The organism is Pseudobacillus badius (assembly GCF_002189605.1).
Classification (GTDB): domain Bacteria; phylum Bacillota; class Bacilli; order Bacillales; family Domibacillaceae; genus Pseudobacillus; species Pseudobacillus badius.
In genome coordinates, this window is record NZ_MWMM01000001.1 from 591,327 (window position 1) to 611,714 (window position 20,388).

The window sequence follows — 20,388 nt, forward strand, 5'->3', positions numbered from 1 at the left end:
TTGTTTTTTAAACAGTGGCATGAACAAGCTTTAGCTAAGAAGGGAGCGGAGGGACAGCATGAAGCATTTAAAGCCGTTGAACTGGAAAGGAAAAATGATTGAGCAAACGGTTAATTTGGAAAAGGAGCCCGAGGTGCAAGGACTGGCGCTGCTGCCGATGGGATGTACCAGTCTTTTCGATCCAGGATGGGAAACAGATTTCTCAGGCATGGGGCTTGAAGGGGTCTGCCAGCCTCATTACCGTGATATTTATGGCTGCTATGGTGATTGCTGGTGGGCAGCTCAAGTGCCTGACGGCTTAACGAACTATGGAAGCTGGGCAGACGAATGTCCAGTGGCTGCCAATGACTGGCGAAAATTAAAATATGTAAAACCATAAAAAGGAGAAATGCGATGATCAAACAAAAGTTTTTATCTGTGGCAGCCGCTGTAGGAGTGGCATTGCTAGTGAGTGCCTGTGCAGAAAACCCGTCAACTGAAACAAACGAAAAAGCAACATCGGCTGTTCATGTCAGCCAGCAGGTGGAAAAGAGCTGCATGGGCTGTCATGCAGTTGATCAGGGGGGGAAGCTGGAAAGAATTGAATCGGTCAGAAAAAGTCCAGAAGGCTGGTCTCAAACCATTGCCCGCATGGAAAGGACTCATGGGTTAACGATCACGGATGAGGAGCGGGAACAATTGATTACTGATTTAAGCCGGGAAAGAGGGCTTGCTCCTGAAGAAGCGGAAAAGGTCCAGTATTGGCTGGCCAATAAACCATCTTATGCAGAACCAGATCCGAAAAATGAAAGCGTTGCCCAAAGCTGTATTAATTGCCATGCTGCCGGCCGATTTGAAGCTCAAAGGCGCACGGAAGAAGAATGGAAAAACTTGAAGGACTTTCACCTTGTTTCATACCCTTCTATTTATTTAAACCATCGCCACATGGATTGGCCGCAGGAAGCAGATAAAGCGATCGAGTATTTAGCAAAAAATTATGGGGTGGAATCGAAGGTATGGGATCAATGGAAAGGCAATGAATATGATGTCAGCGGCAAATGGAAGGTAGTTGGTTTTCAAGGAACAAAAGGCTTTTATCTCGGGGAAAGCGAATTCACGAAAGCGGATGATCGATACAGCGAGAAAAAATCCATTAAGTTTCTAACAGGGCAAGAAACAAAGCAACTGAACGGCGATATGAAAATCTATACGGGCTATATGCTTCGTTCGCATTATAAGCAAAATGACCATAAGATCAATGGTTTTTATAATGTAACGAGCGAAAATTTAATTAAAGGCGACTGGTCCTATAAAGAAGACCTGGGCATCAGCGGAGAAGAAACCTATTATAAAGTTCAAACGGAAAAGCCGGAAATTATCCATTCTGAGCCCCGGGCTTGGCGAAAAGGGTCAGTGAATAAAGTTACGTTTTATGGCATGAACTTAAACAAGCTGAAAGAGAAAGACTTGAGCTTGCCGGAAGGAGTAGAGCTGACCAAGTTAACGGCCGTTTCTGACGAGCAGCTGACAGCTGAGGTCAAAGTGGACAAAAAGGCGGAATCCAACATGTTTATGATCAACGGAGACCAAGCGGCTGTTCATGGAAAGTTTACTGTTTATGATCAGGCAGATTATTTAAAAATCGAACCATCTTATGGTGTGTCGCGGATGGGCGGCGCTGGTCCGATGGATAAAATGAGTATTCAATATGTAGCTTATGCGTATAGCAAGGGCAAGGATGGAAAAAAGGAAACGGAAGATGATTTAAAGCTCGGCCCCGTGCCGGCAGAATGGTCGCTCCTGCCGTATCCGGAAGGAGCAGAGGGGAGAGACGACCGCCCTTATATTGGGAAAATTGCTGCCGATGGCTTATACACACCTAGTGTGGAAGGTGTAAATGAAGAAAGGGAGTTTGTTCAGGAAAATGTGGGGAGCGCCACGGTTGCAGCGAAGGCAAAGGTAGATGGGAAAGAACTGACGGTTAAATCCCATCACATTACTACTGTTCCAGATTACGTAAATACTATTCATTAAGGCTGTTCATTTTTTCAACAGGCATCACAATCTCTCAAACTTTTGGGTGCGATCATTTATTGGGAAGGAGAGGGTTACAATCATAAACGCAGCATTGACAAACTATATTCCATTTCGGGTGCAGGGCGAAGAGTTCTTATATCATGGCTTAACAGGCAGCATTATTCAGCTGGATGATCTGTCTAAAGACATGGTGGATGTGTTCAGAAGCAAGGGGGAGCATGTCGCAGATACAACTATTTTGTCCGAAGAGGCCCTATTGCAGGAGAACCCTTCTTTTTCCCGCGTGCTGGCTGAATTGGAGCAGCTGGAAATTGTTAAGAAGAGCGACAAGAAACATGCCCGTTTTTCTGCTACCCCGCCTCCTCCGCAAACGACAGAAGATATGCCGGTAAAAACCTTAGTCTTTCATTTAGTGAATGAATGCAATTTACGGTGTACGTACTGTTACGCAGGCGACGGGGAATATGGGGCTCCGAAAAAATATATGACGGTAGAGACAGCCGACCGCGCCATTCAATTTTTAATGGAAAACAGCTTAGGAGAAAAAGAGGTCAATATCGTTCTTTTTGGCGGGGAGCCTTTTCTCAACTGGAAAACGTTAAAGCATGTGGTTGAACAAGCAAGTGCAGAGGGAAAACGGCGGGGAAAGAAAGTAGGCTTTTCCCTCACAACCAATGGAACGAGAATGAACGAGGAGCAAATGGCTTTTTTAAATAAATATAAAGTGATGGTATCTGTCAGCATGGATGGAACGAAGGAAGCACATGACCGCTACCGTCCGATGGCTGGAGGACAGGGCTCCTATGACCGGGTAAGCAAGAATGTGGAAAAATTAATGGAGATTCACACGGCCGCACCTATTGGAACGAGAGTGACCGTGGTGAAGGATTTTGAAAAGCTGGAAACGTCTTTGCGGCATTTGCTTTCTAAAGGATTTTATGAGGTGGGCTTTGCTCCTGTCACGGAGACGAATATGCAGCTAGCTTTGGATGAAGAGGATTTAGCCGAATTATTGCGGCAGTTTGAGGAACTGTCCGACTTATTTGTCGAGCATGCGCTCAAGAATGAATATGTCGGCTTTTCCAACCTGACAAATTTATTAAAGGAGCTGCATACCGGCACGAATAAAGCGTACGGCTGTGGAGCGGGGCTCGGCTTCTTTGCTGTCAGCCCTGATGGCGGTTTGTTTTTATGCCACCGCTTTAACGAACAGGAGGAGTTTCGCCTCGGGGACATTTACTTTGGCATTGATCAGAAGAAAAGAACAACGATGCTGAACGAGCTGCATGTCGATCATAAGCCGACTTGCCAATCGTGTGCACTCAAGCATATTTGTTCTGGCGGATGCTACTATGAAGCAATGGAACGGCAGGGTGATTATCGGGCGCCTAACGCCCATTATTGCAGCTGGATGCATGAATGGATCACCATCGGTTTGAAAGCATACGTGAAGATCCTGCAGCATAATCCGGCATTTTTAGATCAAATCAGCGGAATCACGAAAGAGAGGTGTATTAGTAACTAATGATAAGGAGATTAGTCCAACTGCTCATTTTTGTTTTTCCTCTGCTTATTTTAAGTGCTGTTCCTGCCGGGGCAGCCGCAGAAAAGTATACAGAGAGAGTCTTCATTTCTGGATACGGACAAATTATTGTTGTTGATCCCGCTGCGCCTAAAATCGCCGCCAGCATTAAAGTGAAAGGCCCCGTTCGCGATATGAGTTTTACCGATGACGGCAAAACCGGACTGTTCCTTGCAAATGACCGAAAATCTCTTTATGTCGTGGACACTGTGCAAAATAAGATTGTTAATGAAGTCAATTTGGAGGCCCGAACAGATCAAGGACTGCTTGACCGCCGTGTGTGGGGAAGCGCAATTTCACCGGACGGAAAGAAAGCCTATGCCTTTGTAACCCAAGGGGAAAAGAGAAGAAGCAGCTTTAAAGTCCATCCAAGCAAAATTATCGAAATCGATCTGAAAAGCAAGGAGGAGCTGCGAAGTGTAGAAGCTCCATACGGCACGCATGTGCTTCAATTTAAACAAAATGACGCCAATACTCTCTTTGTTTGGGGCTATGATTTATTTGAATTGGATCTCAAAAAAATGAAATTAACCTTGAGGCAAGGAATAAAGCATCCAAAGAATGAAAAAGATGGAACCGGAAATTATTTGATGCTTTTCCCTAGAGGAGAAAATGGCATGAATTCGATTCCATTAATGAAGGAATACCCTGATGGGCGCGTGACAGAAGGAATCATGTGGATGAACAGAGAATCCGGCACCATAAAAACGCTGGAATATGACAGAGAACCGGTCGGAATGTTCTCAGCGGTCGTTGATAAAGAAGAGAAATACGCTTATACCACATTGAATAAATGGTACAAGGTTGATATCAAAAGTCAGAAGATTGTGAAGGAATCCGTCCCTCCGAATGGCAGTCTGTATGGCGTGAATCTAAGTGCAGACGAAGACAAGGTATATTACAGCGGTGCCGGCAATGAATTTATCATTGCGAACAAAGAGTTGGAGGTAGAGAAGCAGCTAGTGTTGCCGACTGATACGTTAGATTTAAAAGTGGTAAAAATTGAGCAGTAAAATGGATCATGTCGAATGCGGAGGGGGTCAGCTTATTGAAGTTTGCTGTAGCTGTACAGTCAGTGCGGGATTTGAAATTCGTTAAAGAGCCTTGGGCTCCGATTGATTTGCAAAATGAGATCGAGACTGAAATGCAGTCTGCTTTTTTCGGGGCGTGGAAAGAGGTGTTCGGAGAGGTGGCGGCGCCGAGCCGGATTATTTTCGGCTCGGAATTTTGCCAGCATCGCCTTCCAACGGTACGAGCGGTGAATAAAGCGCTTGATTACTGCTGGAAAAACGGCTTGGAATTTTCCTTCGCCACTTCTTATATGCATGAAGAAAAGTTTCAAGAGCTTGCTGATATTTTGGCCGTGCTGAATGAGCAGGTGAAAAAGCATGAAAAGAACATAGAGATCATTGTCAATGATTGGGGCGTTTATTTTTATACGAAAAAGCGGTTCCCGGAGCTGGATTTAGTGATAGGGAGGCTTTTGAATAAATCAATTCGTGATCCTAGAGTCGCCCATTATTATAATGAATCGAATGCTCCGGAGGAAGGAAAAGAGTTTTTTAAAAAAACCGGCTTGTTTTCTCAGTCATTTCGCCAGTTTCTCGGTAATGGAAGGGTGACAGGCTTTGAATTTGACCAGTTAATTCAAGGGAATTCCTTAAGTGAGGAAGAGGCCGAGCAGACCATCGGCCTTCATTTCCCTTTTGGCTGCACAGCGAGCGGCAGCGCCTGTATGGTTGGCTTTATTGATCAGAATAAAGCTGATAAATTCCGGGGAGACCCCGAATGCAAGCAGCAGTGTCAGCGCTATGTATTCGAATTGAAGAATAAGCGCCATCTTGATATGCGCAACCGCGTTTTTCAAAAAGGCAACAGTGCTTTTTACAGCCATGACAGCGGCTTAGTAAGAATGGGGTTAGAAAGTTTGCGGGCAATGAAGAACGGGCGGGCTGTCTACAGCTTGCGCATCCCGGTGTAATCATGGAGGTGAATCAATGTGAATATTCTTGCTCCATTGGGAGCGAAGGAAGAAGTGGAAATGCTGGCAGAAAGTGGAGCTGAAGAATTTTACTGCGGGATCACACCGATGGAATGGATGGAAAAATATTCGCCCGGTGTCTGGATTAACCGCCGCAATCCGTATGCGGGCTTTCCTTCTTTTAAAGATCTCGAGGAAGCAGTCCGGAGAGCAGAAGCCTATGATATCCCCCTTTTTTTAACGCTGAATGCTCCTTACTATACGGAAACACAATATCCGATGCTGATTGATTTAATTAAACGCTGCCAGGAAGAGGTCGGAATTAAAGCTTTTATTGTCAGTGATCCGGGTTTGATGGCGGCGATGAAAAGCCAAGTGCCGAAAGCGCCTATTCATGTCAGCAGCCTGGCTGCCCCGATGAATACCGGAAGTATAGAGCTGTATAAGCAAATGCAGGTCGAACGCATCGTTTTGCCAAGAAGCGTCCAGTTAAATGAAATACCGGCACTGAAAGAAGCGGCGGGCGACATTGAATTAGAGGTTTTTATTTTAAATGACGGCTGCGTGTATGAGGAGAGCTTTTGCATGACTACACATTCGGCAGGGGCCTTTTGTTCTCAAGCGCAATGGGATTATGTTCCTCTCCATGCTGATGGAAATAAGTCTTTAACGGCAGCGGAGCTGGAGACACTGAATGAGCAGGTAGATGACTACAGGGAGTTTGTCTGGTTTGTCAATGATTGCAACTGTCAAATTGCTCACGATGGCTTGCCGCTCGGTCCTTGCGGCTTATGCTCTCTTGCTAAATTGGACAGCATGGGGGTTGATTCCCTGAAAATTGTCGGACGGGAAGGGGCTCCATACAGAAAACTGGCGAGTGTGCAAATGGTCAAAGCGGTAATGGAGCAGGTAAGAGGAAAGGCTGCGGAGGAAGAGGTGGCGAAGCTGGCGCGAAAAATCCGCAACCAGCCGCAATATTGTGAATCCGGTTTGATGTGTTATTACCGGTAGGGGGAAAAGATGAATATCCGTTCTTATATTCAACCGTACCGCTTTATATTTGTCCTCGTTTTTTTCATGGGGCTCATTTCTACCATCCTTACAGCGGTCCAGCCGCTTATGGGAAAATTTCTCATTGATGAAGTGCTGATCGCTAAGCGGTTTCCCTTTTCCAGTGTCTTTGCGGCCGGCTTGCTGCTCATGCTGACCGGCTTTGCTGTTTCTCTATTGACGAAGTTTCTTTACTTAAGGATGAGCTTGCGTCTTATGGTCGACATGCGCTCCGCTTTTTATAACCATTTGCTTCATTTGCCGTTTGCTTTCTTTATAAAAAACCGCACGGGGGATATCGTTTCTAGGATGAATGAGGATTTAACAGAAATTCAGCGGCTTTATACAGAAAGCGTGCTGCAGTTTTTTACAATCGGATTAACCATGTTCTTAAATATTGTGCTGTTATTTTGGCTTGATTGGCGTTTAGCTTTTTTCTCTTTTTTATTCATGCCGCTGCTTATTTGGGGCATGCAAAAGTTCCGTCATTTGATTTTTGCCAATCAAATGGAGTTGCGCAGGCAATCCGCCAAAAATCAGAGCTTTATGTATGATACTTTTTCAGCGATTGACTTTATCCGCGCGTCGCATCTAGAAAGCACGCTGCAACAGAGGTTCAAAAACGAGCTGCAGGAAATCAATCGGCAGACTATGAAGGTGATAGTCTGCCAGGCGTGGGCTCAAGGCATTCCTCAAGTGCTGCTGATGATATCGGCTATCTTTATGCTCTGGTTTTTAGGGGCTCGGGTCATCAGCGGAACGATGACCATCGGAGCGATGCTTGCTTTTATTACTTACCAAGCGAGCTTATACGGAACCGTTCAGGGATTGTCGCAATTATACATCCGCTGGCAAAAAGGCAAGGCTTCAATTCAGCGGGTACATGACTTTTTTCATCTTCCTCAAGAACAAGAGGAGGGAGAGCCGCTGCCTTCATCCTTTCGAGCCATCCATTTTCAGGGTGTGTCATTTGCACATGAGCAGGGCAGGGACGTAATTACCGATTTGAGCATGGAGATTCGCAGGGGAGAAAAGCTCGGGGTGATTGGTGAAAACGGTGCTGGAAAGAGCACATTTGCCCAGCTGCTCGCCCGCATGTACCGCCCGTCTGCCGGCGCGATTTATCTTGATAATAAAGATATTCACAGCTTCTCCAGGAAAAGCTGGCATGAAGCGGTGTGCTTGGTGGCGCATCATCATCCCGTCTGGTTTGGCACTGTTGCTGACTGGCTGCGACTAGGGAAACATAAAGCCTCTGAACAAGAGATGTTCAACGCCCTTGAGGCTGTTGGGCTAACCGCATGGCTGCATAGTCTTCCCGAAAAATGGCAGACGGTGATCGGTGAGCGGGGCATCACGCTATCAGCGGGACAGAAGCAGCGGCTGTTGCTCGCCCGCGCTTTATTAAGCGAGGCGGATATTTATATATTTGATGAAGCCACCTGCCATTTGGATGTGGAATCAGAGCACCAGCTTTTTCAACTTCTGAAGGATTGCTTTTCTGAAAAGACAGTCATTGTGATTACTCACAGGTATGACAATTTAGACTGGATGGATCGGATTATTGATTTAACTGAAGGACAGGAGCGGTACAGTCAACAGGAAGCGGGGGGAGGATCAAATGACAGCGTATCAATATTACATGGCTGAGGAAGAATGGGGCCGTGGAAAAGGAATCAGGATTGCGCATATTGACAGCGGAATTAACGAATGGCATCCGCACGTCGGCCGAGTAGCCGGCGGCATCGCTTTTCAAGTAAATGAGGAAGGAAAAATTGTGACGGCGGCGGGCTATCAGGACGACCTTGGCCACGGAACGGCAGTAGCTGGCGTGATTAAAGAGCAGGTGCCGGATGCAGAGATCTTAGCTGTGAAAATATTTCATGATCAGCTGTTTTCTTATATTGAGGTGCTTTGTGCAGCGATTGAATGGTGCATTGAACAAGAGGCTGATTTTATTAATTTAAGCCTAGGGGTAAAAACAGACCTGGACAGCCTGCAGTTTATTTGCGCAAAAGCAAATGAAGCGGGGGTGATGATTGTCTCAGCCTGTGATGAGCAAAATGCGCTGTACTGGCCGGGATATTACAGGTCCGCTTATGCTGTTCAGTCATTGGAGAACGGAAAGAGCCAGTCCTTTTACTTTCATCCTGAACAGCCGGTCCAATTTCAAACATCGGGTTTTCCGAGAAGTTTGGAAGGCCCAATGCAAAAGTTTAATTTTCAAGGACATAGCTTTGCTGCAGCCCACATGACCGGGTTTCTTGCCAAAATAAAAGAAAAATACCCGGAGGCGGAAACGATAGAGAAAATGAATCACGTACTGATGGATATCGGGAAGCACCCATTGAGCACGTAAAGAGAAAGAAGGGGCAGAATCGAAAACAAATTGTTCAATCAGGCTGAACAGTTTGTTTAAGAGTTTTGAACAATTTCACACAGGCAATGGCGAGAAAGCGGGCAATGGCGCTCTTTTTAAAAAGAAGAATGTATGGCATCACTCTTGCATAAGTATAACATGTCGTTCATCTATGATTCTTTTAGTCTTCGTAAGCGGATAAACAGCTCTCGCCAAAAGAGCTGCAGTTTGTTATTCAAAAAGTGGAGGGATAACTATGGAAAAAACACTTTCAGTACTGCCGCGCGTTCAAACGTTTTTATCAGGGACAAAACAGCTGTTTATTAATGGTGAATGGGTCCAGCCAGTATCGGGCAAAACATTTGAAACAACCAATCCAGCTACAGGAGATGTACTCGCTGTAGTGGCTGACGGACAAAAAGAAGATGTCGATCAAGCGGTCAAGGCAGCAAGAAAAGCCTTTGATGAAGGTCCGTGGTCCAAAATGAGTGCTGCGGAGCGAAGCCGGCTTATTTATTTGCTTGCTGATAAGATGGAGGAGCATAAGCAGGAGCTGGCGCAGCTGGATACACTTGATAGCGGAAAGCCAATCCGTGAATCATCGGCAGCGGACGTTCCGCTTGCTATTGAGCATTTCCGCTATTTTGCAGGATGGTCAACAAAAATTCTTGGCCAAACGATCCCGGTCAGCGGCAATTATTTAAATTATACGCGCCATGAACCAGTAGGGGTAGTCGGCCAGATTATTCCATGGAATTTCCCTTTACTGATGGCTACGTGGAAGCTTGGTGCAGCACTTGCTACTGGCTGTACAGTCGTGCTGAAGCCGGCCGAACAGACGCCGCTTTCCGCCCTTTATTTAGCGGAGCTTGCCCAGGAGGTCGGTTTTCCGCCGGGTGTGCTCAATGTGATTACCGGATTTGGAGAAACAGCCGGTTCTCCGCTCGTTCATCATGAACAAGTAGATAAAATTGCCTTTACGGGTTCTACGCAAGTAGGAAAGCTGATTATGAGACAGGCTTCTGATACATTGAAAAGAGTAACGCTTGAATTAGGCGGAAAGTCGCCGAACATCATTCTGCCTGATGCAGACTTAAGCAAAGCCGTGCCGGGGGCTTTGTTCGGCATTATGTTTAATCAGGGGCAAGTATGCTGTGCCGGCTCCCGTTTGTTCGTGCCAAAGAAACAATATGACAACTTTCTTGCCGATATGGTCGGCCATGCGCAAAAAATCAAGCAGGGACAAGGAATTGATCCATCTACAGAAATGGGGCCGCTCGTCTCGGATGAGCAGCAAAAGAGAGTAATGAGCTATATCGAGAAGGGAGTAGAGGAAGGAGCCGAAATGCTAACGGGCGGATCTGTGCCGTTTGAAAAAGGATATTTCGTGCAGCCGACGATCTTTGCTGATGTCGATGACTCGATGACGATTGCCCGTGAAGAGATTTTTGGACCGGTTGTATCAGCACTTCCATACGAGGATATTGATGATCTGGTGGAACGGGCGAATAAGACAAACTACGGATTAGCTGCCGGAGTTTGGACAGAAAACGTAAAGAAAGCCCATTATATAGCCAATCGCTTGAAGGCAGGAACCGTGTGGGTGAACTGCTATAATGCATTAGATGCAGCGAGTCCATTTGGCGGCTATAAACAATCAGGCCTCGGCCGGGAAATGGGTTCTTATGCTCTCGATGCGTATACGGAAGTGAAAAGCGTCTGGGTCGATTTGAACATGTAACAAGGATAGAAAAAGAAGCGGTTGGCCTAGACAGTCAAATGCTTCAGTTTGTCGACAAAAGGGGGTTCGGAATAATTTTATTCCGAACCCCCTTTCGATTTTTAAATAATTTTCAAGCCATTTGAGAGAACGATAGATCTTTCCAAGGCGCTTATTCAAATCCTTTTCTTGAGAGTTAGGGCAGTGAAGGTAAGTATCACCTATACTTGTACAGTGCATTGAAGCCATAGTAGTATTTAAAATGAAATGTTTACTATATGATCAGAGAAATAGTAGTGGAAACAAGGCGAAGCCCTTTGGTATATGCACGCTTTATCGGCCAATCAGTTTGGATCAATGATGATGAATTTCCAGTGACATCCAAAATAAGTCAGTGGGCGGCTACTATTTCAGTGTAAATTGAATTACCGGTCCATACCAAATTATAAAAAGGCCGGATTTACGTTTTGCAGAAGATGATATCAGTTATAATTCAAATGGAGTTGTAATCATGGAAGTTTGAATTGAGAGAAAAGGGGTCAGGATATGTGTCAAGATCAACAATCTATAGGATATAAAATGTTAGAGGGAAAGGGAGAATATGCGCATTATTTTGGCGGGGATAGTATTCAAACACCCTCATGTCCCAACTGTAAAACACCTATGCATTTAATCTTAAGGTTCGATTTATCAGACCCGGTATTTAGAAGAGTGAATGCTGATTTCTCTGTACTGCCGCTTGTTAGTTGTTTAAATTGTTCCGGGTGTTGGGAAACACAATTTTTCAAAATAGAGGAGAATCAAGTAAAGGTTCTTTTACAAAAGGATGAGCAGCATTGGATTATGGACGAAGAGGATAGATTACCAGTTCCGTTGCCTGAAGTGTCCGTTAAACGGGTTCCTCTTGAAGAAGAAGAGATACTATTTGATTCGACAACAGATGATCAAAGGGATATTATTTTTGACCGTTTTGGAACGGAATACATTGCCCGCCTCTTTGGTGGACCAGTAGAAGACTCTCCTTCAGAAGAAAAATGTAGATGTCTATGTTGCAATGAAGAAATGGTACATGTAGCTGCCGTTACAGAGGACGCGATGGAAGGAACTTTAATCACTGTTATTCCCTTTTCACTTGGAGAACTAATTTTCAACTTTTTCCTTTGTGCTCAATGTCGGGTTATAAGGGTAGAGCCATTAACCTCCTAACATGTAAAATTAAATGAGAGGAACGAATATGGTGGTATGAAAGACTAACTTCTGATTATGGTTCATACACACCAAATTCATGAAACAGATAGTATTTCTCGCCAGATCAATTTCTGTATGCTAGGTATGCTTTTATACTAAGGGGACAAATATACGTTGACGGAGTATTAGCCAATCCGTCTCTGTTTGGTTTAGATCTTGAATTTGAGGAACATGTAATATATCCTTAGCGACTTGGTACTAATAACCTAAATCTTTTACAGCTTCAATAAGTTCCTCGATAGTTGTATATATCCTTTTTAACTGTTTTGTTCAAACTTTTTTATAAAAACCTCATATTTAGCTAAAACGAAAAGCTCCATTTTGATCACTGTTTTCAAAATGGAGCTTTTGCCGCTGCTGTTAAATAAGGATTGAATACAGTTCTTAATCCAACTTTATTCTAAACTAACAGAATGAAAGGTACGAAGCTCCTGCAGGTTCACCGCCTGCTCCGCAGAAAGCGAAGCACCTGGAATGGAAAGCAACTGTCTCCGTTCACAAGCAAACGCTTCTTTTCTTGCTGTCTAAAAGGCTTTGAAACGGCTTATCATATGTTAGAAATGATGATGAACATGCTTTTCAGCGATAACGGCTGCTGATTTTTCCCGAAAAATGAGCCAGACAATCGTGCTGAGTGTAAAGGCCATGGCTTCAAGGGAAAGAATATACCAGGGATAAGGACCAAGCAAGTCGAGTATGCTCGCTGTTGCTGGTTTATGATGCAGGTATAAGTAATTTCCTTTTGTAAGCAGGTTGACTAATGAGATAACTGGAACGAGAATGTTTAGAAAGATCATCGTTTTAACAACGGACATAAATGTAGGCCTGTACCCTTTTATCCACGTAAAGTAAAGCGGCGTGCAGAAAATCAATATATGCGTACAAAAGAAATGAAAAAAGCGGAAGTGCGGAAAGCCAAAGTATAAGTAAGGCGTAATCATCGCCTGAGAAGCTCCGAGCAGCCCAATGAACAGCAAAATCTCATAAAACAGCTTTTTTCCGGTGAGCAGCAGGAGGATCGTAAAGAACGAAGCGAAGCTGCACAATTCAAGCGGAAGAGAACGGTCTGCTGTCCATATGCCGGTTTGGAACATCCAAGCGTGATAAGCAGTCTCAATTCCGATTAAAAAGAAAGCCGCCGTCCGTTCGATAGCTTGCATATTTTTCTGCTGCATCCTTTCCCGGAATAGAAAGAGTGTACAAACGATTAGTGTTAATAAAAGCAGCGCGATGAGGTGGCTGGCAGAAAACATCTTAAATTGGACATGCTGATAACTGCCGCTGAACCATTCCATCTACTCGCCTCCTTGTTTGAGCAGTAGTTTTACATATAAATAGTAAGTTGTGAATGAATCGAAATAGTAAGCAGACAAGCTGACGGGATCCTAGAGCAGATCTACTTGGTTTCTATTCTATTATTAATTTATACGCATCTGAACAAAATAAAATACGGTGCAATTATGTAAGGCATAAAAAATATTGGTATAATTCGACTGTACAGGAAATAACAAGGGGGTACAACTGTGAAATATATTATTTTTGATTTTGATGGGACGCTGGCCAACTCACTGGAGCTGTTTCTTGCTGGCTATAACGACTTGGCGGCAAAAGAAGGCTATCGTGAAGTAAAGATAGAGGACATGGAGTTTTTAAGCAAAATGTCCATTCCTGACAGATGCCGCCATTTGAACTTTCCCATGAGGAACATTCCGCTGGCGGCGACAAAAATTTACCGGTCATTAAGAAAATCGGAGAAGGGGCTTCCTCTCTATGAAGGAATGGAAGAAATGCTGAATCAGCTTCATCAGCAAGGGCTGAAAATTGCGATTATCTCATCAAATGCAACGGATATTATCAGTCGTTCACTCAATGCGCATCAAATTGATTATATAGAGGACATTCTGTGCTCACGGCATATTTTCAGCAAAGACAAATTGATGAAAAAATTAATGAATAAGTATAAATTGCAGGCGGAAGACGTTTTGTATGTTGGCGATGAGGAAAGGGATATTGTTGCCAGCAAAAAAGCAGGGATTAAAGTGGCCTGGGTGGCTTGGGGATATGATGATGAAGCAATCGCCTTAAAAGCCAGCCCTGACTTTATCGCGCGCCAGCCGGAGGATATTGTAAAGATGGCAGCGAGTTTGTAATAGCGGCTAAGAATAACTGCGAAGGGCTGCCGCCTAGCCAAAGATGGCCGGGCGGCAGCTTTTTTGTCATGATTAAGCCGCTGCTCGGGCGGCAGGTTAGTATCTGAGTGCGAGCAGCAGATCGCAAATGTCCGGGTCCTTCATAATTGTATCCTTGTATCTGCCTGTGATTTTTGTCAGGGCGACATCATGATAGAAAAATTCGGTGAAAAATTTAACCAACGGCCGGGACATCGTATGAATCGCCTGCCACTTATTGTCTTCAATTCCCGCAAACAGCATTTCCTGGCCGTCCGCAATTAAGATTCGGCTCTTCTCTAACTGTTCATGATTTGTATCCGGAATTAATGTAGTAACGGTCGGGATTGTTGTGGAAATTTCGCCGATGACATGAATAGTTACTTCTGCTCCCTGAAGATATTTTTCTTCAAGAAGAGGAAGATAGGCAGCAAAGTCATCAGACCATCCGGAAATAATGATGGAATCAGCTGCATTATTAATTAAGCTTTTCATCAAGGCTTGAATGGAATGATTTTCTTTTAATGTCCAGATACGGTCATCTGCTGCTGCTTGTTTCACTTTGGCTTTGCGCAGTTCGTTAATGTGGGAATCGAAATCCGCTTTTAGCTTCTCAATAGCTGATTCAAGAGGAAGAGCACTATACAGCCGCTTTTTCTCCACAGTTGATTCGAGGATCATTCCTTTTTCGCCCATTCGATGAAGGACTTCGTACACTTTTGCCCGGGGGACACCGGATAATTTAACGATGCTGGTTGCATCTAGCGGCTCCCCGGCTGAAACAAGGGATTCATATACTTTGCTCTCATACTGGGTGAATCCAAATTGTTGAAGCATCGCTTGCCTCCTCATTGTTTTTTACCCCCATCATAACACAACTGGAAAGCTCGGCTCTCCCTAAAAATTTACTCTTGTTTTTTCTTTTTATAAAAGTTACTCTTTTAGTAGTAACTTTTTTTGAGGGGCGTGTTGAACTTTTATGGATAAAAGAGTGTATTTATTAACTATCGTTTCCTTTGTGGTTGGAATGGTAGAATTAATTATTGGTGGACTGCTCGATTTAGTGGCGGCAGATCTAAAGATAAGTCTTGGCCGTGCCGGTTTGTTAATCACTATTTTTTCACTGACCTTTGCTGTCTCAGCGCCAATTTTATTGACCATGACTGCAAAGGTAGAACGAAAAAAGCTGACTTTGCTTGCTTTGTTTATTTTTTTGATCGGAAATATGGCGGCAGCGGTCAGTTCGACCTATGAAATTTTGTTATTTGCCCGCATTTTGTCAGCGTCAAGCGGCTCGCTGCTTGTTGTTTTATGTGTGACCATGGCCGCGAATATTGTAGCAGATACATATCGGGCCCGGGCGATTGGCATTGTATTTATGGGAATCAGCGCATCCCTGGTGCTGGGTGTGCCCATCGGATTAGTGCTCGGAAATGCATTTGGGTGGAGAGCCCCATTCGTTCTTATTTCACTGTTAACCATTCTTTCCATGGCCGGTGTCTATCTTTTTATGGAAAAGCTGGAAGCCAAGCCGTCTATCCCGTTTAAAGAGCAGCTCATGACGTTAAAAGAAGGCAAGGTGCTGCTTGCTCAGCTGATTTCATTCTTGTTTCTTGCCGGTCATTTAACACTGTACGGATACTTGACTCCTTTTTTAAAGTCGGAGCTGCATTTAGATGGCACATGGGTGAGCATAGCTTATTTTGTGTTCGGGATCGCAGCCGTACTTGGCGGAGGGATTGGCGGCGTGCTGGCGGACCGGTTCGGCACGAAGCGGACGATTCTTTCTGTTCTCGTGTTGTTTGCTTTTACGTTGTTTGCCATTCCGCATACGACCTTTGCTTTGCCGATCTTTTTGATTGTGATGGTGCTATGGAGTATGCTTAGCTGGGCCATTACACCAGCTATGCAAAGCTATTTAATAGAAATTTCCCCAGAGACGGCTGACATTCAGCAAAGCTTAAACAATTCGGCGCTTCACTTTGGAATCGCTTTTGGTTCGTTTATTGGCGGGCTCGTGATTGAGCATGCTTCGGTTGAACAAAATGCGAGCGTCGGCGGAGTGTTTATTGTGATCGCCCTCATTCTTGCTGTGTTTTCTATTGCCAAAGAAAGCAAGAGGGCAGAGGGGATGAAAACGGTCAAGCAATAACAAAGCAGCCGGCTGGGAAGAGGTTTCCCGGCCGGCTGCTTTGTGTAAAGGAAGCTGTTTACTGGCGGCTGAAGCTGACTTGATCAATAACGGTGGCTGATGAAGCGTCTCTCTTGATCTCCAGCCAAGAAGGGTACCAGCTGTTAATCATTAGCTGCATCGGCTTGGAGCTGAAGTTGCCTTTCCATGCTTGGATGAGTTCTCCGTCAATCAAGAAACGCGTTTCTTCAGGGAGCACATCGATCCGGTAATGGTGAAGCTCCTTTGTCGGATCAAAAGGAAGGGGATGCTCCATTTGCTTTGCCACTTTTCCGTTTTGATAAATAGTCAGAAGCACTTTGCTTTTTCTTTCGTTAAAAATTTCGATGTCAATTTCATGATGCAGATCAGGAGGGGCATATAGAAAGAATCCGGTGATGGACCCGGGCGCATCGGCCGTTTGAATAACCGCTTCAAACTGCCCGTATTGAAAGGATTCCCTTGTTCTTATTTCCCCGCCATCTGCTGTGCGGCTGTTTAATTTGATTTCTACTTTGCCGGGAGCAGGCGCCACTTGCCGGGCAAGCAGGTAACCGCGTCCTAATTTAAACTTCTCTCTTATCTCCCAGTCTTCCCGATTGAACAATTGAAATGTATCAACGGTTGAAGGGGTAAACTTCTCTCGCTCTATTTTCGGCATTCCGGTTCTCTCCTTCAGTGAGAGCAGCAGAATCACAGAAAAAACAATCATAAACAAAAACAAGCTTGCCAGCAGCCACTTCTTTTTCATTTGTCTGTCTCCATCGTTATTTATATTTAGCAAATTCTTCTTTGATTATTGGATAGGATTGTTTTAACCGTTCCTCGTATTGCGGCTTCTCCCATTTCTTCCAGCTGTATGAGAAAAAGTCATCGCCAGTAAATTGACCTGCTTTTGGTCCGGCAGCCACTGCGAAGGAAATATTTTTAATCGTTTGGGAGGCTTCCAAGCCCTCTTGCCAATAATCACTGGCGATTTCCTTCGTACTTGGATCTTTTACGTTTAAAAGCAGCCATGGAATACGTATTTCTGCCACGCCGGTTTCTTTATTGATTTCATAATCAGCTAGAGAATTATAGCTTTTATCAGCAGGATTGCCGTTTCCTTTTTCCAATTTTCCAGTTTCAAATGACTCAAACGGATAGACTTCTTTCGTAACAGGGTTCACTAATGTTTTGTTTAAAGCCATTTCGATTTTATGGAATTGCCCGTTGTTTTTTCTGGAAGCATACGCTTTTTCAGGAATAAGCTTTAACTTTTCGCCATACATAAAATAATGGCTGTCGTAATAGCTGTCAACAAGCATGCGCGAATCTTGTTTGCCGTTAAGCCGCAAAAGAAAGTCGATGCCTCGTCCGGATGAGATGCCGCCATTGTACGGAATCTTTTTGTTCCCTTGTTTCGGTATGGTATCGATCAAAAGAGTTGTGTCCATTCCGGCTGTTTTTGCCTTCTTATAATCGAGGCGCAGATAGATGTACCTTTCATCGTGAGTGACGAAAGCTCGTTTGATTTCATCGTTGTTCTTTAGTTTGACCGGCTGAATGCCGGCTTTTTCCCAATCATCCGTTTTTCCATCCACGCGAATGGCGAAGCGGTCAAAGCTAAGGATGCCAAATTGCTGCTCGTTGGTTTGGGCATTTGACCAATGCGGGCGGCGGTTAGGATTATCAAAATCCATTGTATTCCACGTCCGTTTGAACCACTCATCCTGCCAGTTAAAGACAAGCCCTCCGGCATATCCTTCCTTCATAATATCTTCAAAGCGTTCGGCGACCACTTTTCCTTGTTTTTTCTCGCTGTTATGGCCTTGATTCCAGCCGTATGGGTTAGCATGAGTGATGCCTCGTGAGGCAGGGAGACCAAATTCAGCAATCAACACCGGCATCGTATGGGCTTTCTTTAAATCATGCAAGTATCCGGCATAGCTGTTTGGCTGGCCGCGATGATCTTTATAGTTCAAATAGTTTTTATCAATGTTCAAAAAGTCCGGATAGTACGGATACACATGGTAAGCAGCAAAGTAACCCGCTTGAAGCTTTTGTGTCGGATGAATGACATTCGGGTTGACCCCGACTAAGTCTTCCTGTTCAAGCGGCTCATACGGATGATCCAGCAAGTCAGTTGTCACCCAGTTGGTAAAGCTGATCGGGTGCTGCGTCCCATAATTAGCTGCTTCTTCTTGAAGAGTGTAGTCCATCATATAAGCGAGCCAATGCTCAAATGGCTGCGCATCCTTCGTTTTCATGTATGTGCCGGAAAAGTCTCCTTTTCCCTGATGTTTTTGATTCGTGTTATCCACCATGTAGGGATACCATTCAATCCCGATGACCCAGCCGATTAAATAAGGAGAAACATCAGCCTGATAGGAACCGCTCGCATGCCCAGGTCTTTCAGGAACCTTGGCATTTCCATGCACCACGTCTACAATAGTCTTAATATCGGATTGAAACTGCTTCATAATCTTGCTGTCGAACGCATCTAGCTTTTCTTCAAGCGGCGCTTCATCGATCCATATTCCATGGAAGAGATAGATTGGCGTATCAGCTTGTTCGTTGTACCGCTTTAACGCCCGGTAAAACCCAGGCGGATGAAGGGTATAGATGCGAATCGCGTTGGCGTTCATTTCGCCAATTTGCTTGATCCAGCGGTAATATTCTTCTTCCGTAATAGCTGCTTCTCCCGGAAAGACTCCCGGTTTCCCCATTCCCATATTGACCCCTTTGATCGTCAGCGGCACCCATTTGCCATTTCTCAAAATTTGAAATTGATCATTGGCTAGCTTGGCATTAACAGACAGACCGTCTATTTTTTTAGTTTCTATAGCAGTTGTCTGTTTTTTCTCCGGCTTTTCATGAGCGGCCTGATCAAGGATTTTTTTCATCAGCGGTACATAGGTGTTCCAGTAAAAAGCCTCGCTGTCGATTCTGTTTTCTTTCGTGAATAAGCTTTTCATTTTAACAAGACCGGCTACTTTATGGAAAGAAGGCAAGTGATTAGTATCATTATAATCGCCGGCGAAGTAGTAGGCGGGCGAGCCGTTTTTGTCGGTTTTCGTGATAGCTGCAAATTGCTCAGGAATGCCATTGCGGCTGAGTAGTTTTTTTCCTTTGTCCGTCAATTGCCACTGGTAGTGGGCGATCACTTCCTTTTTGTCGCGCGGAACAATGACATCAAACCAATAGTTATAGCCTGGACTTTCTTTCAGGCCGAATTCTTTTTTTCCTTGTGCGGTAAATTGAACGGTTAACTTAGGGGATTTTAAATGCTTTTCTTCGAGCACGGCCACTTTTCCATCTTCATGAATAAATATAAATCCGGGACCTGAGCTTTCCCATGGCTGCTTTTCTTGTTTTTCATAGGCTTCAACAGCGGAAACAGGGATTTCTTTGTTCTTATCCGGGTCTAATTCCGCAAAGCTGCGGCCAATCCATCCCGTCCAGTCGATATTTAAGAAGTTTAAGAAATTTTCACGCACGCTTTTGGATGTAGGGGAGGCAAAGCTATTATATTCTGATACCCACACCGGCTGATGATCGTAATACAGCTCTTGCAGTTCCGTCCATTCTTGTTGGCTCATGCCTCCGTGCATGGCTTTCCGGCGGTCGGTATCCACTCCATATGTATCAGCTGTGTAAATAAGCTGCGGCGAGTGGGCCAGCTCTGAAATTGGCCGATTCGCATATGCTTTGCCGTCCGGCCTGATGCCGGCGTAGTCCAGTTTCTTATTGTACGCTGTACCTGAGGAGGACGTGTATTTATTGTAATTTAACAGCCACATTAACCCTTGATGCTCCCGGTATGTATCATCCGGCACGGTTTTATCAAAGATTAATAGATCTAGTTTTTCAGCTGGTTTGAACTGCCAGACGAGTATCGGTGACAGGATCACAATCAGCAGGAGAACAAACCACAGCCATTTTCTCATCATATCTAACTCCTTTTTCGAATTTAAATTGCTTCAATTGATTATATCGCTCCTTTACCCATAAAATAAACAACCATTCATTGGCCTGATACAGGAATGAGACAGAAGACAGCGGCTAAAGAGCAGCGCAGCAGCGAAAGCATGCCAGAAAAATTTTGCGGTTTT

At 44.6% G+C, this 20,388-nt stretch carries 16 protein-coding genes; 12 read left to right on the top strand and 4 right to left on the bottom strand.

The features are described 5' to 3' along the window. Window positions 1-58: 58 nt before the first annotated feature. From qhpC to B1A98_RS02855, 10 genes are all read left to right on the top strand, one after another. Window positions 59-379 carry a quinohemoprotein amine dehydrogenase subunit gamma gene (gene qhpC / locus B1A98_RS02810; protein ID WP_041100977.1) on the top strand — a complete coding sequence of 107 codons (321 nt, stop codon included), beginning with the start codon at window positions 59-61 and terminating at the stop codon, window positions 377-379. A 14-nt stretch (window positions 380-393) separates the two neighbouring features. Further along, a complete protein-coding gene (gene peaA / locus B1A98_RS02815; protein WP_063383623.1) occupies window positions 394-2,013 on the top strand; it encodes a quinohemoprotein amine dehydrogenase subunit alpha in 1,620 nt (539 codons plus the stop codon). Between the two features lie 94 nt (window positions 2,014-2,107). After that, a complete protein-coding gene (locus B1A98_RS02820) occupies window positions 2,108-3,541 on the top strand; it encodes a radical SAM/SPASM domain-containing protein (protein ID WP_240492397.1) in 1,434 nt (477 codons plus the stop codon). Next, entirely contained in the window at window positions 3,541-4,611 is a 1,071-nt protein-coding gene (locus B1A98_RS02825; protein WP_063383624.1) for a YncE family protein, read from the top strand. Before B1A98_RS02820 ends, B1A98_RS02825 begins: the two co-directional genes overlap by 1 nt. Window positions 4,612-4,646: 35 nt before the next feature. Further along, window positions 4,647-5,579, top strand: a complete 933-nt coding sequence (locus B1A98_RS02830; RefSeq protein ID WP_063383625.1) for a hypothetical protein — start codon at window positions 4,647-4,649, stop codon at window positions 5,577-5,579. An 18-nt stretch (window positions 5,580-5,597) separates the two neighbouring features. Continuing rightward, window positions 5,598-6,590 carry a peptidase U32 family protein gene (locus B1A98_RS02835; RefSeq protein WP_063383626.1) on the top strand — a complete coding sequence of 331 codons (993 nt, stop codon included), beginning with the start codon at window positions 5,598-5,600 and terminating at the stop codon, window positions 6,588-6,590. Window positions 6,591-6,599: 9 nt separating this feature from the next. Continuing rightward, window positions 6,600-8,279 carry an ABC transporter ATP-binding protein gene (locus B1A98_RS02840; protein WP_063383627.1) on the top strand — a complete coding sequence of 560 codons (1,680 nt, stop codon included), beginning with the start codon at window positions 6,600-6,602 and terminating at the stop codon, window positions 8,277-8,279. Continuing rightward, window positions 8,251-8,988, top strand: coding sequence for a S8 family serine peptidase (locus B1A98_RS02845; RefSeq protein ID WP_063383628.1), 738 nt, complete (start codon window positions 8,251-8,253; stop codon window positions 8,986-8,988). Before B1A98_RS02840 ends, B1A98_RS02845 begins: the two co-directional genes overlap by 29 nt. Before the next feature lie 256 nt (window positions 8,989-9,244). Next, window positions 9,245-10,729: an aldehyde dehydrogenase family protein gene (locus B1A98_RS02850; protein ID WP_041100990.1), complete on the top strand. Its 1,485-nt coding sequence runs from the start codon at window positions 9,245-9,247 to the stop codon at window positions 10,727-10,729. Between the two features lie 525 nt (window positions 10,730-11,254). After that, window positions 11,255-11,914: a hypothetical protein gene (locus B1A98_RS02855; RefSeq protein ID WP_063383629.1), complete on the top strand. Its 660-nt coding sequence runs from the start codon at window positions 11,255-11,257 to the stop codon at window positions 11,912-11,914. Between the two features lie 596 nt (window positions 11,915-12,510). Here the strand turns inward: B1A98_RS02855 and B1A98_RS02860 are convergent. After that, complete coding sequence (locus B1A98_RS02860) at window positions 12,511-13,251, bottom strand: YwaF family protein (RefSeq protein ID WP_063383630.1); 741 nt, start codon at window positions 13,249-13,251, stop codon at window positions 12,511-12,513. A 228-nt stretch (window positions 13,252-13,479) separates the two neighbouring features. On the opposite strand from B1A98_RS02860, the gene B1A98_RS02865 reads away from it, so the two are divergent. Then, complete coding sequence (locus B1A98_RS02865) at window positions 13,480-14,106, top strand: HAD-IA family hydrolase (protein ID WP_041100998.1); 627 nt, start codon at window positions 13,480-13,482, stop codon at window positions 14,104-14,106. A 96-nt stretch (window positions 14,107-14,202) separates the two neighbouring features. On the opposite strand, the gene B1A98_RS02870 is transcribed toward B1A98_RS02865, so the two are convergent. Further along, window positions 14,203-14,961 carry a TrmB family transcriptional regulator gene (locus tag B1A98_RS02870; protein WP_063383631.1) on the bottom strand — a complete coding sequence of 253 codons (759 nt, stop codon included), beginning with the start codon at window positions 14,959-14,961 and terminating at the stop codon, window positions 14,203-14,205. 142 nt (window positions 14,962-15,103) lie between these two features. Between B1A98_RS02870 and B1A98_RS02875 the strand changes: the two genes are divergently transcribed. Continuing rightward, window positions 15,104-16,276 carry an MFS transporter gene (locus B1A98_RS02875; RefSeq protein ID WP_063383632.1) on the top strand — a complete coding sequence of 391 codons (1,173 nt, stop codon included), beginning with the start codon at window positions 15,104-15,106 and terminating at the stop codon, window positions 16,274-16,276. Window positions 16,277-16,334: 58 nt separating this feature from the next. On the opposite strand, the gene B1A98_RS02880 is transcribed toward B1A98_RS02875, so the two are convergent. Both B1A98_RS02880 and B1A98_RS02885 read right to left on the bottom strand, forming a co-directional pair. Then, window positions 16,335-17,045, bottom strand: a complete 711-nt coding sequence (locus tag B1A98_RS02880) for a glycoside hydrolase family 16 protein (protein WP_063383633.1) — start codon at window positions 17,043-17,045, stop codon at window positions 16,335-16,337. A 16-nt stretch (window positions 17,046-17,061) separates the two neighbouring features. Next, the gene (locus tag B1A98_RS02885; protein ID WP_082821615.1) at window positions 17,062-20,226 is read right to left on the bottom strand and encodes a hypothetical protein; all 3,165 of its coding nucleotides are present in this window, start codon (window positions 20,224-20,226) and stop codon (window positions 17,062-17,064) included. Between the last annotated feature and the right edge of the window lie 162 nt (window positions 20,227-20,388).

What these genes read in the sequence shown, in the direction of transcription:
- qhpC (WP_041100977.1), top strand. Translation starts at nt 59, where the DNA reads ATGAAGCATTTAAAGCCGTTGAACTGGAAAGGAAAAATGATTGAGCAA.
- peaA (WP_063383623.1), top strand. Translation starts at nt 394, where the DNA reads ATGATCAAACAAAAGTTTTTATCTGTGGCAGCCGCTGTAGGAGTGGCA.
- B1A98_RS02825 (WP_063383624.1), top strand. Translation starts at nt 3,541, where the DNA reads ATGATAAGGAGATTAGTCCAACTGCTCATTTTTGTTTTTCCTCTGCTT.
- B1A98_RS02840 (WP_063383627.1), top strand. Translation starts at nt 6,600, where the DNA reads ATGAATATCCGTTCTTATATTCAACCGTACCGCTTTATATTTGTCCTC.
- B1A98_RS02845 (WP_063383628.1), top strand. Translation starts at nt 8,251, where the DNA reads ATGACAGCGTATCAATATTACATGGCTGAGGAAGAATGGGGCCGTGGA.
- B1A98_RS02850 (WP_041100990.1), top strand. Translation starts at nt 9,245, where the DNA reads ATGGAAAAAACACTTTCAGTACTGCCGCGCGTTCAAACGTTTTTATCA.
- B1A98_RS02855 (WP_063383629.1), top strand. Translation starts at nt 11,255, where the DNA reads ATGTGTCAAGATCAACAATCTATAGGATATAAAATGTTAGAGGGAAAG.
- B1A98_RS02860 (WP_063383630.1), bottom strand. Translation starts at nt 13,251, where the DNA reads ATGGAATGGTTCAGCGGCAGTTATCAGCATGTCCAATTTAAGATGTTT.
- B1A98_RS02870 (WP_063383631.1), bottom strand. Translation starts at nt 14,961, where the DNA reads ATGCTTCAACAATTTGGATTCACCCAGTATGAGAGCAAAGTATATGAA.
- B1A98_RS02875 (WP_063383632.1), top strand. Translation starts at nt 15,104, where the DNA reads ATGGATAAAAGAGTGTATTTATTAACTATCGTTTCCTTTGTGGTTGGA.
- B1A98_RS02880 (WP_063383633.1), bottom strand. Translation starts at nt 17,045, where the DNA reads ATGAAAAAGAAGTGGCTGCTGGCAAGCTTGTTTTTGTTTATGATTGTT.
- B1A98_RS02885 (WP_082821615.1), bottom strand. Translation starts at nt 20,226, where the DNA reads ATGATGAGAAAATGGCTGTGGTTTGTTCTCCTGCTGATTGTGATCCTG.